This window comes from Plantactinospora sp. CA-290183 (assembly GCF_050936375.1).
Classification (GTDB): Bacteria; Actinomycetota; Actinomycetes; order Mycobacteriales; family Micromonosporaceae; genus Plantactinospora.
On the sequence record NZ_JBNJMX010000003.1, the window covers coordinates 46,240 to 63,209 of the forward strand.

General features: G+C 72.3%; 15 protein-coding genes. 11 read left to right on the forward strand and 4 right to left on the reverse strand.

What is annotated here, in order from left to right; all coding sequences use genetic code 11:
• The first annotated feature begins 3 nt into the window (after window positions 1-3).
• The 5 genes from panD (at window position 4) to ACQEUR_RS08355 (ending at window position 5,021) form a co-directional block, all read left to right on the forward strand.
• A complete protein-coding gene (gene panD, locus ACQEUR_RS08335) occupies window positions 4-429 on the forward strand; it encodes an aspartate 1-decarboxylase (RefSeq protein ID WP_433027920.1) in 426 nt (141 codons plus the stop codon).
• A gap of 77 nt (window positions 430-506) precedes the next feature.
• The gene (locus ACQEUR_RS08340; RefSeq protein WP_433027923.1) at window positions 507-1,412 is read left to right on the forward strand and encodes a septum formation family protein; all 906 of its coding nucleotides are present in this window, start codon (window positions 507-509) and stop codon (window positions 1,410-1,412) included.
• 66 nt (window positions 1,413-1,478) lie between these two features.
• Window positions 1,479-3,191, forward strand: coding sequence for an L-aspartate oxidase (locus tag ACQEUR_RS08345; protein ID WP_433027926.1), 1,713 nt, complete (start codon window positions 1,479-1,481; stop codon window positions 3,189-3,191).
• Window positions 3,188-4,072, forward strand: coding sequence for a carboxylating nicotinate-nucleotide diphosphorylase (gene nadC, locus ACQEUR_RS08350; protein WP_433028953.1), 885 nt, complete (start codon window positions 3,188-3,190; stop codon window positions 4,070-4,072). Before ACQEUR_RS08345 ends, nadC begins: the two co-directional genes overlap by 4 nt.
• Window positions 4,073-4,262: 190 nt before the next feature.
• Window positions 4,263-5,021 carry a type III pantothenate kinase gene (locus tag ACQEUR_RS08355; protein ID WP_433027929.1) on the forward strand — a complete coding sequence of 253 codons (759 nt, stop codon included), beginning with the start codon at window positions 4,263-4,265 and terminating at the stop codon, window positions 5,019-5,021.
• A 21-nt stretch (window positions 5,022-5,042) separates the two neighbouring features.
• Here the strand turns inward: ACQEUR_RS08355 and ACQEUR_RS08360 are convergent, their stop codons facing one another.
• Window positions 5,043-5,789, reverse strand: a complete 747-nt coding sequence (locus ACQEUR_RS08360; RefSeq protein WP_433027932.1) for a class I SAM-dependent methyltransferase — start codon at window positions 5,787-5,789, stop codon at window positions 5,043-5,045.
• 142 nt (window positions 5,790-5,931) lie between these two features.
• On the opposite strand from ACQEUR_RS08360, the gene lysS reads away from it, so the two are divergent.
• From lysS to ACQEUR_RS08375, 3 genes are all read left to right on the forward strand, one after another.
• The gene (gene lysS / locus ACQEUR_RS08365) at window positions 5,932-7,386 is read left to right on the forward strand and encodes a lysine--tRNA ligase (RefSeq protein WP_433028955.1); all 1,455 of its coding nucleotides are present in this window, start codon (window positions 5,932-5,934) and stop codon (window positions 7,384-7,386) included.
• 138 nt (window positions 7,387-7,524) lie between these two features.
• Window positions 7,525-7,875, forward strand: coding sequence for a histone-like nucleoid-structuring protein Lsr2 (locus ACQEUR_RS08370; RefSeq protein WP_433027935.1), 351 nt, complete (start codon window positions 7,525-7,527; stop codon window positions 7,873-7,875).
• Between the two features lie 451 nt (window positions 7,876-8,326).
• Complete coding sequence (locus ACQEUR_RS08375; RefSeq protein WP_433028957.1) at window positions 8,327-10,858, forward strand: ATP-dependent Clp protease ATP-binding subunit; 2,532 nt, start codon at window positions 8,327-8,329, stop codon at window positions 10,856-10,858.
• A 184-nt stretch (window positions 10,859-11,042) separates the two neighbouring features.
• Here the strand turns inward: ACQEUR_RS08375 and ACQEUR_RS08380 are convergent, their stop codons facing one another.
• Window positions 11,043-11,936 carry an A/G-specific adenine glycosylase gene (locus ACQEUR_RS08380; protein WP_433027938.1) on the reverse strand — a complete coding sequence of 298 codons (894 nt, stop codon included), beginning with the start codon at window positions 11,934-11,936 and terminating at the stop codon, window positions 11,043-11,045.
• Window positions 11,937-12,098: 162 nt separating this feature from the next.
• Between ACQEUR_RS08380 and ACQEUR_RS08385 the strand changes: the two genes are divergently transcribed.
• The 3 genes from ACQEUR_RS08385 to ACQEUR_RS08395 all read left to right on the forward strand — a co-directional run bounded on the left by ACQEUR_RS08385 (window position 12,099) and on the right by ACQEUR_RS08395 (window position 14,017).
• Window positions 12,099-12,611: a glycine cleavage system protein R gene (locus ACQEUR_RS08385; protein ID WP_433027940.1), complete on the forward strand. Its 513-nt coding sequence runs from the start codon at window positions 12,099-12,101 to the stop codon at window positions 12,609-12,611.
• On the forward strand, window positions 12,611-13,168 hold the full coding sequence (locus ACQEUR_RS08390) for a peptide deformylase (RefSeq protein ID WP_433027942.1): 558 nt from the start codon (window positions 12,611-12,613) through the stop codon (window positions 13,166-13,168). Before ACQEUR_RS08385 ends, ACQEUR_RS08390 begins: the two co-directional genes overlap by 1 nt.
• A gap of 126 nt (window positions 13,169-13,294) precedes the next feature.
• Window positions 13,295-14,017, forward strand: a complete 723-nt coding sequence (locus tag ACQEUR_RS08395; protein ID WP_433027944.1) for a hypothetical protein — start codon at window positions 13,295-13,297, stop codon at window positions 14,015-14,017.
• Between the two features lie 20 nt (window positions 14,018-14,037).
• Here ACQEUR_RS08395 and disA read toward each other — a convergent pair whose 3' ends face one another.
• Window positions 14,038-15,222 carry a DNA integrity scanning diadenylate cyclase DisA gene (disA, locus tag ACQEUR_RS08400; RefSeq protein WP_433027947.1) on the reverse strand — a complete coding sequence of 395 codons (1,185 nt, stop codon included), beginning with the start codon at window positions 15,220-15,222 and terminating at the stop codon, window positions 14,038-14,040.
• A 234-nt stretch (window positions 15,223-15,456) separates the two neighbouring features.
• Entirely contained in the window at window positions 15,457-16,905 is a 1,449-nt protein-coding gene (gene radA, locus ACQEUR_RS08405; RefSeq protein WP_433027949.1) for a DNA repair protein RadA, read from the reverse strand.
• Window positions 16,906-16,970: the final 65 nt, after the last annotated feature.

A 16,970-nucleotide genomic window follows, 5' to 3' on the forward strand; every position in this document is an offset into this window, starting at 1 on the left:
CAAATGTTCCGCACCATGCTCAAGTCGAAGATCCACCGGGCCACGGTGACCCAGGCGGACCTGCACTACGTCGGCTCGGTCACGGTCGACGCCGACCTGCTGGACGCCGCCGACCTGCTGCCCGGGGAGCAGGTGGCGATCGTCGACATCACCAACGGCGCCCGGCTGGAGACGTACGTGATTCCCGGCGAGCGGGGCAGCGGGGTGATCGGCATCAACGGTGCCGCCGCCCACCTGGTGCACCCCGGGGACCTGGTCATCCTCATCTCCTACGCCCAGTTCGACGACGCGCAGGCCCGGTCGTACCGGCCCCGGATCGTGCACGTCGACGCGGCCAACCGGATCATCGAACTCGGCACCGACGCGGCCGCCGCCGCCCCCGGCATGGTCGGCGACCCGGTCCGGGGGGACCTCGTCGCCATGGGGTGATCACCCCGTCCGGGTACCCCTGCGGCTACCGTAGGGTGCAGCCATCCGGACTCTTGGTCGCCCTGGGGAGGGACGCGATGCGTCGATGGATGACCGCTCTGGCGCTGGCCGGAGTCGTTGGCCTGGGCGTGGTCGCGTGTGCCGCACCGGGTGGCTCCGACGGCGACCTCACCGACGACTGGGCCCGGGTGGGCGAGCCCCAGGTCTTCATCCCGAGCGCCGGGACCTGCCACGCGGCGGACTTCGCCGAGACCGCCTACCTGTCGTCGTACCGGCCGGTGGACTGTGCCACCAACCACCGGCTGGAGACGGTGCACGTGGGCACCTTCACGGGCGCGGCGGCGGAGCGGGCCGAGCCTCCGGCCCCGGGCTCGACCGAGGCCCGCGCCGCGTACGGCGAGTGCGACACCGGCGCCCGGAGCTACCTCGGCGACGACTGGCGGGTGGGCCGGCTCTGGCTCGGGATGGCGAAACCCTCGCCGCAGGCCTGGGCCGGCGGTGCCCGCTGGTTCCGCTGTGACGTCACCGAACTCACCAACGTCGAGGACAACGGCGACACGGCCAGCCGGACCGCGAGCCTGAAGGGGGCGCTGGGCACCCGGGGGCCGCTGCACCTGGGCTGCTACGCGGCGGAGATGGGCCGGAACCGGACCATCGAAGCGATGCCGCCGATCGACTGCGGCCGGCGGCACAACAGCGAGTTCGCCGGGGTGTGGGCGGCGCCCGCGTCGGCCGGCTACCCGACCGAGGAGCGGGACTGGGCGGCCTTCTACGACGGCTGCTACCAGGTCGCCGCGCGGTACGCCGGGGTGCCGCAGAGCAGTGTCCGGTTCCGTACCGGGGTGGTGGCGCTGCCCGGCGGGCCGGGCGACTGGCGCTCCGGCAACCGGGGCGTGCGCTGCTACCTGTGGATCTCCGACGGGGCGTTCACCCGCTCGCTGAAGGGCGCCGGGTCGAGTGGTCTGCCCGTCCGGACCGGATGAGCGTCCCAGGCCACTTCCCGCCGCCCCGGGCTGCGGCACGCCGCCGGTACGCGGTTGACTGGGCTGATGCGGTTGTCGACCCCTGAGTTGCCGGTGCTACCCGACCTGTTGGCCGCGCCGGCGCCCGGTTGGGTGGAGACGACGGACGTGGTGGTGGTCGGGTCGGGCATCGCCGGCCTCACCGCCGCGCTGCACCTGCGCGAGGCGGGGCTGCACGTGACCGTGGTGACCAAGGTCAACATCGACGACGGTTCGACCCGGTGGGCGCAGGGCGGCATCGCGGCTGTACTCGATCCGCTGGACACCCCGGCGGCGCACGCCCGGGACACCGAGCTGGCCGGGGTGGGACTCTGCGATCCGGCCGCGGTCCGGGTGCTGGTCGAGGAGGGGCCGACCCGGCTGCGGGAGCTGATCCGTACCGGTGCCGAGTTCGACCGCAACCCGGACGGCTCGCTGATGCTGACCCGGGAGGGCGGCCACCGGGCCGACCGGATCGTGCACGCCGGTGGCGACGCCACCGGCGCCGAGGTGCAGCGGGCGCTGCACGCGGCGGTCCGGCGGGATCCCTGGATCCGGCTGGTCGAGCACGCCCTCGTGCTCGACCTGCTGCGGGCTCCGGGAACGGACGGTGCGGCACCGGACGGCCGGGCCACCGGGCGGGCCTGCGGGATCACCCTGCACGTGCTCGGCGAGGGGGCCGAGGACGGGGTCGGCGCGATCCTCGCCCGGGCGGTGGTGCTGGCCACCGGCGGCATGGGGCAGGTCTTCGCCACCACCACCAACCCGGTGGTCTCCACCGGGGACGGGGTGGCGCTGGCGCTGCGCGCCGGTGCGGCGGTGACCGACCTGGAGTTCGTCCAGTTCCACCCCACCGCGCTGCTCCCGCCGCCGGGCACCGGCGCCGGCAGCCCGACCGGCACCGGGCAGCAGCCGCTGGTCTCGGAGGCGCTGCGCGGCGAGGGGGCGCACCTGGTCGACGCGGACGGCAAGCGGTTCATGCTCGGCCAGCACGACCTGGCCGAGCTGGCTCCCCGGGACGTGGTGGCGAAGGGGATCCACCGGGTGCTGCTGGCCACCGGCGCCGACCACGTCTACCTGGACGCCCGGCACCTCGGCGCGGAGTTCCTGGCCCGGCGGTTCCCGACGATCGTCGCCTCCTGCCTGGCCGTCGGCGTCGACCCGGCGGTCCAGCCGATCCCGGTCGCCCCGGCCGCCCACTACGCCTCCGGCGGCGTCCGCACCGACCTGCACGGCCGGAGCTCCATCCCCGGCCTGTACGCCTGCGGCGAGGTGGCCTGCACCGGCGTGCACGGCGCGAACCGGCTGGCCAGCAACTCCCTGCTGGAGGGGCTGGTCTTCGCCAGCCGGATCGCCCAGGACATCGCCCGGGACGTGCCGCCGCAGGTCGAGCCGGCCCCGACCGGGGCGTGGCGCGGCGGGACGGGCTGGGCGGTGGACCCGGACGCGCGGGCCGGACTGGCCCGGTCGATGACCCGGGGCGCCGGGGTGCTCCGCTCGGCGGACTCACTGCGTGCCACCTCGGCCGAGCTGACGCTGCTCGGCGCCACCCGGGGGGCAGCCCGGACCGCGAGCTGGGAGACGACCAACCTGGTGACGGTCGCCGCCGCCCTGGTCGCCGCCGCGTACGCCCGGCAGGAGACCCGGGGCTGTCACTGGCGGGAGGACCACCCGGAGTCGGGCGCGGACTGGCTCGGGCACCTGATCGGGTCGATCGGCCCGGCCGGCAATCTCGAACAGGGCTGGGAGGCGCTGTGCTGACGGAGTCGACGGTAGGGGCGTTGCGGAGCGCCGGGCTGGACCCGGCGGTGGTGGAACGCATCGCACAGGGGGCGTTGGACGAGGACCTGGGCCCGGAGCGGCTCGACGTGACCAGCGCCGCCACCATCCCGGCCGAGCAGGTCGACACGGCCGACGTGGTGGCCCGGGCCGACGGGGTGGTGGCCGGGCTGGCCGTCGCCGCCGCCGTCTTCGACCTGGCCGGCACCCGTACGCTGCGGGTGTCGACGCTGGCCCGCGACGGTGACGAGGTGGCCCGGGGAGACGTGCTGGCGACGGTGACCGGCCCGACCCGGTCGTTGCTGACCGCCGAGCGGACGGCGCTGAACCTGCTCTGCCGGATGTCCGGGGTGGCGACGCACGCCCGGGCCTGGACCGAGGCGCTGGCCGGCACCAAGGCGACCGTGCTGGACACCCGCAAGACGACCCCGGGCCTGCGCCTGCTGGAGAAGTACGCGGTCCGGGCCGGCGGCGGCGCCAACAAGCGCCTCGGCCTCTACGACGTCGCCATGATCAAGGACAACCACAAGCTGGCGGCCGGCGGGATCACCCCGGCGTACCACCGGGTGCGGGCGGCATTCCCGGCGGTCCCGGTGCAGGTGGAGGTGACCAGCGTCGCCGAGGCGGTGGAGGCGGTGGAGGCCGGCGCCGACTTCCTGCTCTGCGACAACATGACCCCGGAGCTGCTCGCCCGGGTCGTCGCGGCGGTCGGCGACCGGGCCGAACTGGAGGCGACCGGCGGGCTGACCCTGGCCACCGCCGCCGAGTACGCGGCGACCGGCGTCGACTACCTCTCGGTCGGCGCGCTGACGCACTCCTCGCCCATCCTGGACATCGCGCTGGATCTGCGGGCCCGGGTGTAAGGAAGGGCCCCCTGTTATCGCTTTTTGTATAGGAAGGGCCCCCGCCTAACACCTCGGGCAGCCAGGCGCCAGCCGCGACCGGGCGCGGTGTGCCCGGCACCGCGTACGGCGGGGGCGCCGCTGCTAGGGTGCGGATTGCCGGCCGCCGGCCCCCGACGACCGGTACCACCTCGGGCCCCGGGACTGACGAATGCTGCTGTGTATCGACATCGGTAACACCAACACGGTCCTGGGGACCTTCGACGGCGAGAAGCTGATCCACTCCTGGCGGATCAAGACCGACGCGCGGTCGACGGCGGACGAGTTGGGGCTGACCCTGCGCGGTCTGCTCGCCGGGGACGCGGTGGAGGTCACCGGGATCGCCGCCTGCTCGACCTCGCCGGCCGCGCTGCGCTCGCTGCGCGCGATGCTGGCCCGCTACCACGCGGACATCCCGCACGTGATCGTGGAGCCGGGCGTCCGGACCGGCGTACAGCTGGCGATCGACAATCCCAAGGAGGTCGGCGCCGACCGGGTGGTGAACACCCTGGCGGCGTTCACCATCTACGGCGGCCCGTCGATCGTGGTCGACTTCGGCACCACCACCAACTTCGACGTGATCAGCGGCCGGGGCGAGTTTCTCGGTGGCGCGTTCGCGCCCGGGATCGAGATCTCGTTCGACGCGCTCGCGGCGCGGGCCGCCCAGCTGCGGCGGGTGGAACCGGCCCAGCCGCGCTCGGTGATCGGCAAGAACACCGTGGAGTGCCTGCAGTCCGGGATGTACTTCGGCTTCGCCGGGCAGGTCGACCGGATCGTCGAGCGGATGATCGAGGAGGTGGGCGAGGTGCGGGCGGTGATCGCCACCGGCGGGCTGGCCCCGCTGGTGATCGGCGAGTGCCGCACCATCACCCACCACGAGCCGATGATCACCCTCATCGGGCTGCGGCTGGTCTACGAACGCAACCGCTGACGGCTCGGCCCCGCGGACCGGCTAGCGGCGGTGGGCCCGGAACACCAGGGTCCGGTACGGCAGCTCGAAGCTCTCCCGCCCGGCCAGGTCCGGGTGGCCCAGGACCAGGTCCCGGACCGCCGCGTCCACCTCCCGTTGCCGCTGCGGCGTCGCGGTGAGGTAGTACGAGCGGGTGCCGATCATGCCGACCAGCGTCTGGACGGTGTGCGTGGTGTGGTGCCGGAACTCGGCCCGCTCCACCGGCCCGAAGTCGGCGCCGTAACCGGTGACCGGCGGGCCGTCGTCCCGGGCACCCCGGCCGTCGAGCAGTTCCACCGTGAGCGCGGTGAGCGCGGCCACCCAGGGTACGGACTCGTCCCGTTCGTTGAAGAGCGCCGCGTAGCTGCCGCCGGGGCGGAGCAGCCGGGCCCCCTCGGCGTGCGCCAGGGGCGGGTCGAACCAGTGGTACGCCTGCCCGGCGACGATCGCGTCGACCGATCCGTCCGGCAGCGGCACGTCCTCGGCCGACCCGGCCAGCGCGGTGACCCCCGGCGTGGCGGCGGTCAGCCGGTCCCGCATCCCCGGGTCCGGCTCCACCGGCACCACCTCGTGGCCGAGGTCGAGCAGGACCCGGGTGAGCAGGCCGGTGCCGGCGGCCAGGTCGAGCACCCGGGCCGGCGCGGGTCGGTCGACGGCCCAGGCGACCGCCGTACGGGGGTAGCCGGGGCGGTAGCGGTCGTAGGCGTCGGCGGCGGCGCCGAAGGAGAGGGCGTGGGTCCGGTCAACCATGCCGGCAGGTTATCCGCTGACCGCCGCAGAGCACTTGAGTACGCTCGGGGCCGGACTCCGCCGTAGACAATTTCCGAGGAAGCGTGCCGTGACCCAGCAGATTCCCCCGCCCGCCGAACCCGTCGACGACCTTCCCGAGCAGATGCGGGTGCGTCGGGAGAAGCGGGACCGGATGCTCGCCGACGGCGTCGAGCCGTACCCGCTGGGTTTTCCGCGTACCGCGACGCTCGCGGAGGTCCGGTCCCGCTACGCGGACCTGCCGACGGACACCGCCACCGGGGAGACCGCGTCGGTGACCGGCCGGGTGATCTTCGTACGGAACACCGGGAAGCTCTGCTTCGCCACCCTGCGCGACGGTGACGGGACCGAGTTGCAGGCGATGATCTCCCTGGACCGGGTCGGTCCGGAGCGGCTGGAGGCCTGGAAGCGGCTGGTCGACCTCGGTGACCACGTCGGGGTGGCCGGTGAGGTGATCACCAGTCGGCGTGGCGAGCTCTCCGTCCTCGCCGATTCCTGGACGGTCACCGCGAAGGCGCTGCGCCCGCTGCCGGTGGCGCACAAGCCGCTCAGCGAGGAGGCGCGGGTCCGCCAGCGCTACGTCGACCTGATCGTGCGTCCGCAGGCCCGGGAGATGGTCCGTACCAGGGCGGCCACCCTGCGCAGTCTGCGTGATTCCCTGCACGAACGCCGTTTCGTGGAAGTCGAAACCCCGATGTTGCAGCCGCTGCCCGGTGGCGCCACCGCGCGGCCATTCGTAACGCACAGCAATGCACTCGATACTGATCTGTATCTGCGAATCGCCCCGGAGCTTTTTCTCAAGCGGGCGGTGGTCGGTGGCATCGACCGGGTCTTCGAGATCAACCGTAACTTCCGCAATGAGGGGGTCGACTCTTCGCACTCCCCGGAGTTCGCGATGCTGGAGGCCTACGAGGCGTACGGCGACTACGACACTATCGCCACCCTCACCCGTGAGCTGGTGCAGCGGGCGGCGCTCGCGGTCAGCGGCTCCGCCGTGGTCCGACACGCCGACGGCACCGAGTTCGACCTCGGCGGCGACTGGACTTCGGTGACCCTCTACGGCTCGCTTTCCGCGGCCCTGGGCGAGGAGGTCACCGTCCGCACCGAGATGACGGACCTGCTGCGCTACGCCGAAAAGACCGGGTTGGCCGTCGATCCCAAGTGGGGGTCGGGCAAGCTCGCCGAGGAGCTTTTCGAGGAACTGGTGGTGCCGGGGCTTCGACAGCCGACGTTCGTCCGGGACTATCCGGAGGAGACGAGCCCGCTCGTTCGTGGGCACCGCGACGAGCCGGGCCTCACCGAGAAGTGGGACCTCTACGTGCTCGGCTTCGAGCTGGCCACCGGCTACTCGGAGCTGGTCGACCCGGTCGAGCAGCGGCGGCGGCTGGTCGCGCAGGCCCGGCAGGGGGCGAAGGGCGACGACGAGGCGATGCGCCTTGACGAGGACTTCCTGCGGGCGATGGAGTACGGAATGCCGCCCACCGGGGGCATGGGAATGGGAATCGACCGCCTGCTGATGGCCCTCACCGGCCTCGGAATTCGGGAAACGATCCTCTTCCCCATGGTCCGGCCGGAGTAGTCCCGGCGGATGCTCCGGGCCGAGTAGTAGTCGTCCACCCCTTGCTGCGTAGTTTCCCGGTCCTATTGACGAAGCAAGCAGCCCGCGAGCTATTGTGCTCTTGTTTGCGGTAGAACCTGCTCGAAGGGATAACGGCACGTGGCCAAGCAGATCATTCACAAGCTGGTCGATGACCTGGACGGCGGAGACGCGGACGAGACCGTCAAGTTCTCGCTCGACGGCGTTCAGTACGAGATCGACCTGTCGGACAAGAACGCCAGCAAATTGCGGGACCTATTCGCCCCGTACGTGGCGGCCGGCTCCAAGGTCGGCCGGGGTGGCGTCGTCGTCGGCGGTCGCGCGGCGCGCGGGCGTGGCGGTGCCACCGCCGACCGGGAGCAGAACAAGGCGATCCGGGAGTGGGCCAAGAAGGAGGGGAAGGACATCTCCGACCGAGGGCGCATCCCCCAGGAGATCGTCGACGAGTACCACGCCAAGGCGGGGCGCTAGACGCCCGGCGTCCTGCTGTCCGTACGGGGTGGGTGAGCGGGTCGCCGCGCACCCACCCCGTACGGGTTGTCGGGTATGGTGGGTTTAGACCATATGGCGGCGTGCTTTCTTGTGCTCCGGGGAACATCCTGGCGCCCCAGACGTTGTCCACAACCAGTGGACGATGTTGTCCACAACCTGTGGACGGCGCGGGGTCCGCGTCGCCGCCGCGGGAGCGAAATTTCGCTCTGCGCGTACAGTCGACGGTCCGGGAAGCATCGTTGAGCGCGGACGGTTGGTAGAAACGTCGCGTATGTGGCTCATTGCAGCAACACACGACCTCAGGAGAGTCGGCTCGCGGCGATAGAGTAAGGGAGCACGGATGTCCGCCCCGGACGTCCGGGTGGTGGCCCCGCCACGATGCTTGGACCATCAAGATCGAGTGCGCACGGCACGTGAGGAGCACGAGGGCATGTTCGAGCGGTTCACCGACCGAGCGCGGCGGGTTGTCGTCCTGGCTCAAGAAGAAGCCCGGATGCTCAACCACAACTACATCGGTACGGAACACATCCTGTTGGGTCTCATCCACGAGGGCGAAGGCGTCGCGGCGAAGGCTCTGGAGAGCCTGGGCATCTCGCTGGAGGGCGTCCGCCAGCAGGTCGAGGAGATCATCGGCCAGGGTCAGCAGGCGCCGAGCGGGCACATCCCGTTCACGCCGCGGGCCAAGAAGGTCCTGGAGCTGTCCCTGCGGGAGGCGCTTCAGCTCGGCCACAACTACATCGGCACGGAGCACATCCTGCTCGGCCTGATCCGTGAGGGCGAGGGCGTGGCCGCCCAGGTGCTGGTCAAGCTCGGCGCCGACCTCAACCGGGTCCGCCAGCAGGTGATCCAGTTGCTCTCCGGCTACCAGGGCAAGGAGCCCGCCGCCGCGGGTGCCACCCCGGGTGAGGCCGCGCCGTCGACCAGCCTCGTGCTGGACCAGTTCGGCCGCAACCTGACCCAGGCCGCCCGCGAGGGCAAGCTCGACCCGGTCATCGGGCGCGAGAAGGAAATCGAGCGGGTGATGCAGGTTCTCTCCCGCCGTACCAAGAACAACCCGGTCCTGATCGGCGAGCCCGGCGTCGGCAAGACGGCGGTCGTCGAGGGCCTTTCCCAGAAGATCATCAAGGGCGAGGTCCCGGAGACGCTGAAGGACAAGCAGCTCTACACGCTTGACCTGGGCGCTCTGGTGGCCGGTTCCCGCTACCGGGGTGACTTCGAGGAGCGCCTGAAGAAGGTGCTCAAGGAGATCCGCACCCGGGGTGACATCATCCTGTTCATCGACGAGATCCACACCCTGGTGGGTGCGGGTGCCGCCGAGGGCGCGATCGACGCGGCGAGCATCCTCAAGCCGATGCTGGCCCGTGGCGAGCTGCAGACCATCGGCGCGACCACGCTCGACGAGTACCGCAAGCACCTGGAGAAGGACGCCGCGCTCGAGCGCCGGTTCCAGCCGATCCAGGTGGGTGAGCCGTCGCTGGCGCACACCATCGAGATCCTCAAGGGCCTGCGTGACCGCTACGAGGCGCACCACCGGGTGAGCATCACCGACGGCGCCCTGGTGGCGGCGGCGACGCTGGCCGACCGGTACATCTCCGACCGGTTCCTGCCGGACAAGGCGATCGACCTGATCGACGAGGCCGGTGCCCGGATGCGGATCCGCCGGATGACCGCGCCGCCAGACCTGCGGGACTTCGACGAGCGGATCGCCCAGGTCCGTCGGGACAAGGAGTCCGCGATCGACGCGCAGGACTTCGAGCGGGCCGCGCAGCTGCGGGACAAGGAGAAGCAGCTGCTGGGTCAGAAGGCGCAGCGGGAGAAGGAGTGGAAGGCCGGCGACCTGGACGTGGTGTCCGAGGTCGACGACGAGCAGATCGCCGAGGTCCTGGCGAACTGGACCGGCATCCCGGTGTACAAGCTGACCGAGGAGGAGACCTCCCGGCTGCTGCGGATGGAAGACGAGCTGCACAAGCGGGTCGTCGGCCAGGAGGACGCGGTTCGCGCGGTGTCCAAGGCCATCCGGCGTACCCGGGCCGGCCTGAAGGACCCGAAGCGGCCGTCCGGCTCGTTCATCTTCGCCGGTCCGTCCGGCGTCGGTAAGACCGAGCTGTCCAAGGCCCTCGCGGAGTTCCTGTTCGGCAGCGAGGACGCGCTGATCCAGCTGGACATGTCGGAGTTCCACGACCGGTACACGGTCTCCCGCCTGGTCGGGGCGCCTCCCGGCTACGTGGGTTACGACGAGGGTGGCCAGCTCACGGAGAAGGTGCGGCGTCGGCCGTTCTCGGTGGTCCTGTTCGACGAGATCGAGAAGGCCCACCCGGACGTGTTCAACACGCTGCTCCAGATCCTGGAGGACGGGCGGCTCACCGATGGGCAGGGTCGGATCGTCGACTTCAAGAACACGGTGATCATCCTGACCACCAACCTGGGTACCCGGGACGTGGCCAAGGCGGTCTCGCTGGGCTTCCAGGCCTCTGAGGACTCCGACTCGAACTACGAGCGGATGAAGCAGAAGGTCAACGACGAGCTCAAGCAGCACTTCCGGCCGGAGTTCCTGAACCGGATCGACGACACGATCGTGTTCCACCAGTTGAAGCAGGGCGAGATCCTGCACATCGTGGACATCATGATCCAGCGGATCGAGACCCAGCTGCGGAACAAGGACATGGGGCTGGAGCTGACCGACAACGCCAAGAAGTACCTGGCGAAGAAGGGCTTCGACCCGGTGCTGGGTGCCCGGCCGCTGCGTCGGACGATCCAGCGCGACATCGAGGACAACCTGTCCGAGCGGATCCTGTTCAACGAGTTGACCCCGGGTCAGATCGTTGTGGTGGACTGCGAGGGCGACCCGGAGGACACCGACAAGTCCAAGCTGGTCTTCCGCGGTGCGGACAAGCCGGTCGAGGTGCCCGACGCGGTACCGGCCGACCTCGGCAACGCCGCCACCGCCGGCGCGGACGAGTAAGAACGCGGTAACGGGCTCGGCCCGGTGGCGAAGCCACCGGGCCGAGCCCGTTTTCTGCCCACCCCTCCCGGTGATCAGGGAGTACGTCCGGCGTGTCGTCGGCGTGTCGGGGTGTCAACTCCCTGATCACGCCGATCTTGGGGGTGCGCCCCGCCGGGCAGAGGGCGGGGGCGGGGGCGAGGTGTCAGGGGGTGGAGAAGCGGCGTTCGCCGGCCAGGACGCAGGCCTCACCGACCAGCTCCACCAGGCCGTCCTCGACCAGCCCGGCCAACGCCCGCGCCCGCTGTACGTCGTCGGCCCAGACCAGGTCCAGCCGTTCCCGTGGCACCGGGCCGACGCTCTCCCGCAGTACGGCGAGGAGCCGGCCGCGTACCTGCCGGTCGGTGCCGGCGTACCGCTGCGGACGTCGGGTGGGTCCGCTCGGTGCCGGCTGGCCGCCCGCCCGCCAGGCGCAGATCCCGGCCAGCGGGCAGTCGACGCAGCGCGGGGACCGGGCGACACAGATCAGCGCCCCCAGCTCCATGAATGCGGCGCTGGCCCGGGCCGCCGCCGGGGGATCCACCGGCAGCAGCGCCTCGGTCGCGACCAGATCGGCGGGACGGGTGGCCGGTCCGGCGTCCGGCGCACCGGCGACCGCGCGCGCCACCAGCCGGCGTACGTTGGTGTCCACCACCGGGTGCCGCTGCCCGTACGCGAACGCGGCCACCGCCCGGGCGGTGTAGCTGCCCACCCCGGGCAGCGCCAGCAGCTCGTCGAGGTCCGTCGGCACCGCGCCGCCGTGCCGCCGCACCAGGGCGACGGCACACTCGTGCAGCCGCAGCGCCCGCCGTGGATAGCCGAGGCGCCCCCACATCCGGATCGCCTCCGCCGGACTGTCGGCGGCCAGCGCGGCCGGCACCGGCCACCGGGTCAGCCAGGCACGCCAGGCCGGTAGCACCCGTACCACCGGGGTCTGCTGCAACATGATCTCGCTGACCAGGATCGGCCAGGCGCCGATGCCGGGCTCCCGCCACGGCAGGTCGCGGGCGTTCTCGTCGTACCACCGGATGGCCGCGGTGGCGAGCTGCGTCTCTGACATGGCGCCGTCGATCCTGTCACGCCGTCCCGGCCCGGCGTCCAGCGGCGCCCGGCTCGAGCCGGCCGGGAAGGCGACAAGCCTGCCGGCGGTGCCCGTCCCGCAACGTGGGCGGGGCGGCGGGGCGGGCGGCGAGGGGCGGCGCGGACCGGGCAGACTGCCCGGATGAACGAGCTGGCGATCACCGTGATCGGTCCGGACCGGCCCGGCATCGTGGCGGACGTCACCGAGGCGCTCGCCCAGGTCGGCGGCAACCTCACCGACTCGACCATGACCCGGCTCCGCGGTCACTTCGCGATGACGCTGATCTGCGCGGGCCCGGCCGCGACCGAGGCGAGCACCGCCCTGGAGGCCGTCGTCGCGGATGGCCAACTGGTGGCGACGGTACGCGAGGTCGGGCCGGAGCCGGCCAGCGCGCCCTTCGGTGAGCCGTACCTGATGGCGGTGCACGGGGCCGACCGGCTCGGCATCGTCGCGGCGGTGACCAGGGAGCTGGCCGCTGTCGGCGGCAACGTGACCGACCTGACCACCCGGCTCACCGGGCCGCTCTACGTCCTCGTCGCCGAGGTGGAGCTGCCGTCGGGCGCGGCGGACGGCCTGGTCGGCCGACTGGCCGAGGTGGGCGCGGAGCTGGGCGTGGAGGTCACCCTGCGCCGCGCCGACTCGGATCTGCTGTGATGGCGGAGGATGCCGGGCTGGGTGACTGGACGACGGCGGCGCTGGGCGCCCCGGGCCAGGTGCTGCCGGTGCTCACCGCGCCCGCCTCGGTGCTGAGCCGGGCCGGCGCGGAGGTCGATCCACTGGCCGAGGAGACGGTCCGGCTCGCCGCCGACCTGGTGGCGACGATGCGGGTGTCGCCGGGCTGCGTCGGCTTGGCCGCGCCGCAGGTCGGCGTCGGGGTCCGGGTCTTCGCGGTCGACGTGACCGGCCATCCCAAGACCCTCACCTCGCACGGCACCTTCGTGCTCTGCAATGCGGAGATCGACGAGGCCAGCCGGTGGCGGCCGGGCCGGGAGGGCTGCATGTCCGTCCCCGACCTGACCGGCGACGTCAAGCGGGCCAGCCGGGTGGTGGTGCGGGCGGTGCTGCCCGGGACCGGGGCGCCGGTCCGGCTGGTGACCGACGGCTTCGAGGCCCGCGCCCTGCAACACGAGATCGACCACTGCGCGGGACGGCTGTTCCTGGACCGGGTCGCCGGCGCGCACGCGATCTACCAGCGGAAGGTCTATCTCTGACGGTCGGCGGCCGCCGCGCGGTCGTCGCGCGCCGCCGGGGTCCGGCGCCGGATCCGGTACGGGGTCGGCGGGTGCCCGGCGCGTCGCGGGGATCGGCGGGGGACGCCCCGATACGGTGAGGACATTATGCGTTTGACGGTCGGCCCCCTGCCATCCGCCGTGTACTGGCGGCGTCGAGCCGTCGTGCTCGGCGCCGCGCTGCTGTTCCTGATCGTGCTCGTCTACTCCTGCACCAGAACGGGTGACGAGACCGGAAGGAACGGCACTGCCAACCCCGGCCAGTCGCCCGGACCTTCGCCCGTGCTCACACCGGAGTCCGGTGGCCCCGAGCCCGGTGCCTCCGAGTCCGGCGCACCGGAGGGCGATCCGTCCGACGCGCCGGCCGGGGAGGAACTGCCGCCGGTCGAGCCTGCGGGCGGTGGGGCGGTCCCGCCGGCCGCCCCACCGGTCGAGGGCGGATGTACCGACGAGGAGATGTCGGTGGTGCCGCTGGCGTCGAGGACCACCGCGCGCCGGGGCGAGCCGATCGAGCTTCGGCTCCGGATCAAGAACGTCTCGGACCGCACCTGTAGCCGGGATGTCGGTGCCGCCATGCAGGAGCTGTTCGTCAAGAGCGGGGCCCGCAAGATCTGGTCGTCCGACGTCTGCGGCAACGTGCAGACCAACGAGGTCTACTCCTTCCCGCCCACCCACGAGAACGAGTACAAGATCGTGTGGAACGGCCGGGAGAGTTCGAAGTGCGCCAGCGGGTTGGCGACCGGGCCCTATCCGGCGGCCGGCAGCTATCAGCTCCTCGGCCGGCTCGCCACCAAGCTCAGCGAGCCGGTGAAGATCACCATCACCAACTGAGCCGGGCGGGCCGGGGTGGGTCAGACGTAGCGCTCCAGGATGGACGCCTCGGCCAGCCGGGAGAGTCCCTCCCGGACACCCCGGGCCCGCGCGTCGCCCACGCCGTCCACGGCCTGTAGATCCTCCACCGTGGCGCCGAGCAGCCGCTGCAAGCTGCCGAAGTGGCCGACCAGCCGGTCGACCACCAGGCCGGGCAGCCGGGGCACCTTGGCGAGCAGCCGGAAGCCACGCGGGCTGACCGCCGCGTCCAGGGCGTCGGAGGCGCCCGGATAGCCGATCGCCTTGGCCACGGCGACCAGGTCGATCAGCTCGGTGGCGGTGAGCAGGTCGAGCTCGACCAGCGCCTCGTCGAGGGTCCGGGCCTTCCGGCCGGTGGGCAGGTAGTCGCGGATGACCAGTGTCCGGTCGGCGTCGACGCCGGCCATCAGCTCGTCGAGCTGGAGGGCCAGCAGCCGGCCGTCGGTGCCGAGTTCCACCACGTAACCGGCGATCTCGTCGGCGATCCGGCGGACCATCTCCAGCCGCTGCACCACGGCGACCGCGTCCCGGACCGTCACCAGGTCTTCGATCTCCAGCGCGGAGAGCGTGCCGGAGACCTCGTCCAGCCGCAGCTTGTAGCGCTCCAGGGTGGCGAGCGCCTGGTTGGCCCGGGACAGGATCGCGGCCGAGTCGTCCAGCACGTGCCGCTGGCCGTTCACGTAGAGACTGATGATCCGCATCGACTGGCTGACCGAGATCACCGGGAAGCCGGTCTGCCGGGCCACCCGCTCCGCGGTGCGGTGCCGGGTGCCGGACTCCTCGGTCGGAATCGACGGGTCGGGCATCAGGTGCACCGCCGCCCGGACGATCCGGGTGCCGTCGCTGGAGAGCACCACCGCGCCGTCCATCTTGCACAGTTCGCGGACCCGGGTGGCGGAGAACTCGACGTCGAGGGGGAAGCCGCCGGTGCAGAGCGTCTCCACGACCTTGTCGTAGCCGAGCACGATCAGCGCGCCGGTGCGGCCCCGCAGGATCCGCTCCAGCCCGTCCCGCAGGGCGGTGCCGGGCGCCATCAGCGCCAGGTTGGCCCGCAACGGGTCACCGGTCGGGCCGCTGCTGTTGACGGTCATGCCGACGCTGATGGTGCGGGCCGCCGAGCCGGCGGCGCCGGTGCGGACAGGGGGAGCCGGGCTGGCGGTCCGGTTCGCGTCGCGGTCGATCGGCACCCCGACATTCTACGGACCGCCCTGCGTTCGGTGCTGCCGCGGTTACTGTGACGTGCCACTGCGCCGCTCCCTCCCATCCATCTGCCGGCGGTGACGCCTGGAACCGGCCGTGAAGTGTCCAGTTTGCACTTGATTGACGAGTCTTGTCGGGCCGAGTGATCACGAACTACCCGGTACGCGGTACGCCGCCCAAGCATGCCACCGTACGGCATTGTGCTTTGCGTGAGCGTATGGTTACTCAGCGGACAGCCGGGCCACCGACTGGAGCGCCGATCGTACGTCCGTGACCTCCGTCACCCGCATGTTCTCCGGGGTCACCCCGCTCGCCGCCGGACCGCAGCCGACGGGCACCAGCGCGTACCGGAAGCCGAGCCGGGCCGCCTCGGCGAGCCGCCGGGGCACCGCACCGACCCGGCGCACCTCGCCGGTCAGCCCCACCTCCCCGATCGCCACCAGATCGGGCGCGATGGCCAGGTTGAGGCCGCCGGAGGCGACGGCGAGCGCGACCGCCAGATCGGCCGCCGGCTCCACCACCCGGATCCCCCCGACGGTGGCGGCGAAGACCTCCCGGTCGTGCAGCGTCAGCCGCTCGGTGCGGCGCTGGAGGACGGCGAGCACCATCGCCAGCCGGGCGCTGTCCAGCCCGGAGACGGTACGGCGCGGCGAGCCGGCGACCGTGGCGCCGATCAGCGCCTGCACCTCGGTGACGAGCGCCCGCCGACCCTCCATCGCCACCGTCACGCAGGTGCCGGGGACCGGCTCGGCGGAGCGGGTGAGGAAGAGCCCGGACGGGTCGGCCAGGCTGCTGATCCCGCCCTCGTGCATCTCGAAGCAGCCGACCTCGTCGGCGGTGCCGAACCGGTTCTTCACGCCGCGGACCATCCGCAGCGAGGAGTGCTTGTCGCCCTCGAAGTGCAGCACCACGTCGACCAGGTGCTCCAGCACCCGGGGGCCGGCGACCTGGCCGTCCTTGGTGACGTGCCCGACCAGCACCGTCGCGATGCCGCGCTCCTTGGCGACCGAGACCAGCGCGGCGGTGACGGCCCGGACCTGGGTGACCCCGCCCTGCACCCCCTCGGTGCCCGGCGTGGAGATGGTCTGCACGGAGTCGAGCACCAGCAGGCCCGGCTTGACCGCGTCCAGGTGGCCGAGGACCGCGCCGAGGTCGTTCTCCGCGGCGAGGTAGAGCCGGTCGTGCAGGGCGCCCATCCGCTCCGCGCGCAGCCGCACCTGGCTGACCGACTCCTCGCCGCTGACCACCAGCGACGGGCTGCCGGCGCCGGCCGCCCACTGCTGGGCGACGTCGAGCAGCAGGGTGGACTTGCCCACCCCGGGCTCGCCGGCCAGCAGGACCACGGCCCCGGGGACCAGGCCGCCGCCGAGCACCCGGTCGAGCTCGGGCACGCCGGTCGGCCGGGCCCGGGCCGGGGCGGCGCTGATCGTGGCGATGGGCCGGGCCGGCTCGGCCGGGGCCCGGGAACTCACCACCCGACCGGCGACGGTGGGACCGGAGAGCGTCGACTCGACGACCGCCCCCCACTCCCCGCACTCGGGGCAGCGACCGACCCACTTGGGCGGCTGGTGGCCGCAGGCGTCGCACTCGTAGGCGGGCCGGGGTTCGCGGGTCGCGGCCCGGCCGCGCGCGGCGGCTGCGGCGGGGCGGGGGGTGGCTCGGCTGGTCACCCCAGCACGCTAACCAACTCGTACGACGAAACGCCCGTGCCCCGGCCGGGGTCGGACGCCCGGGG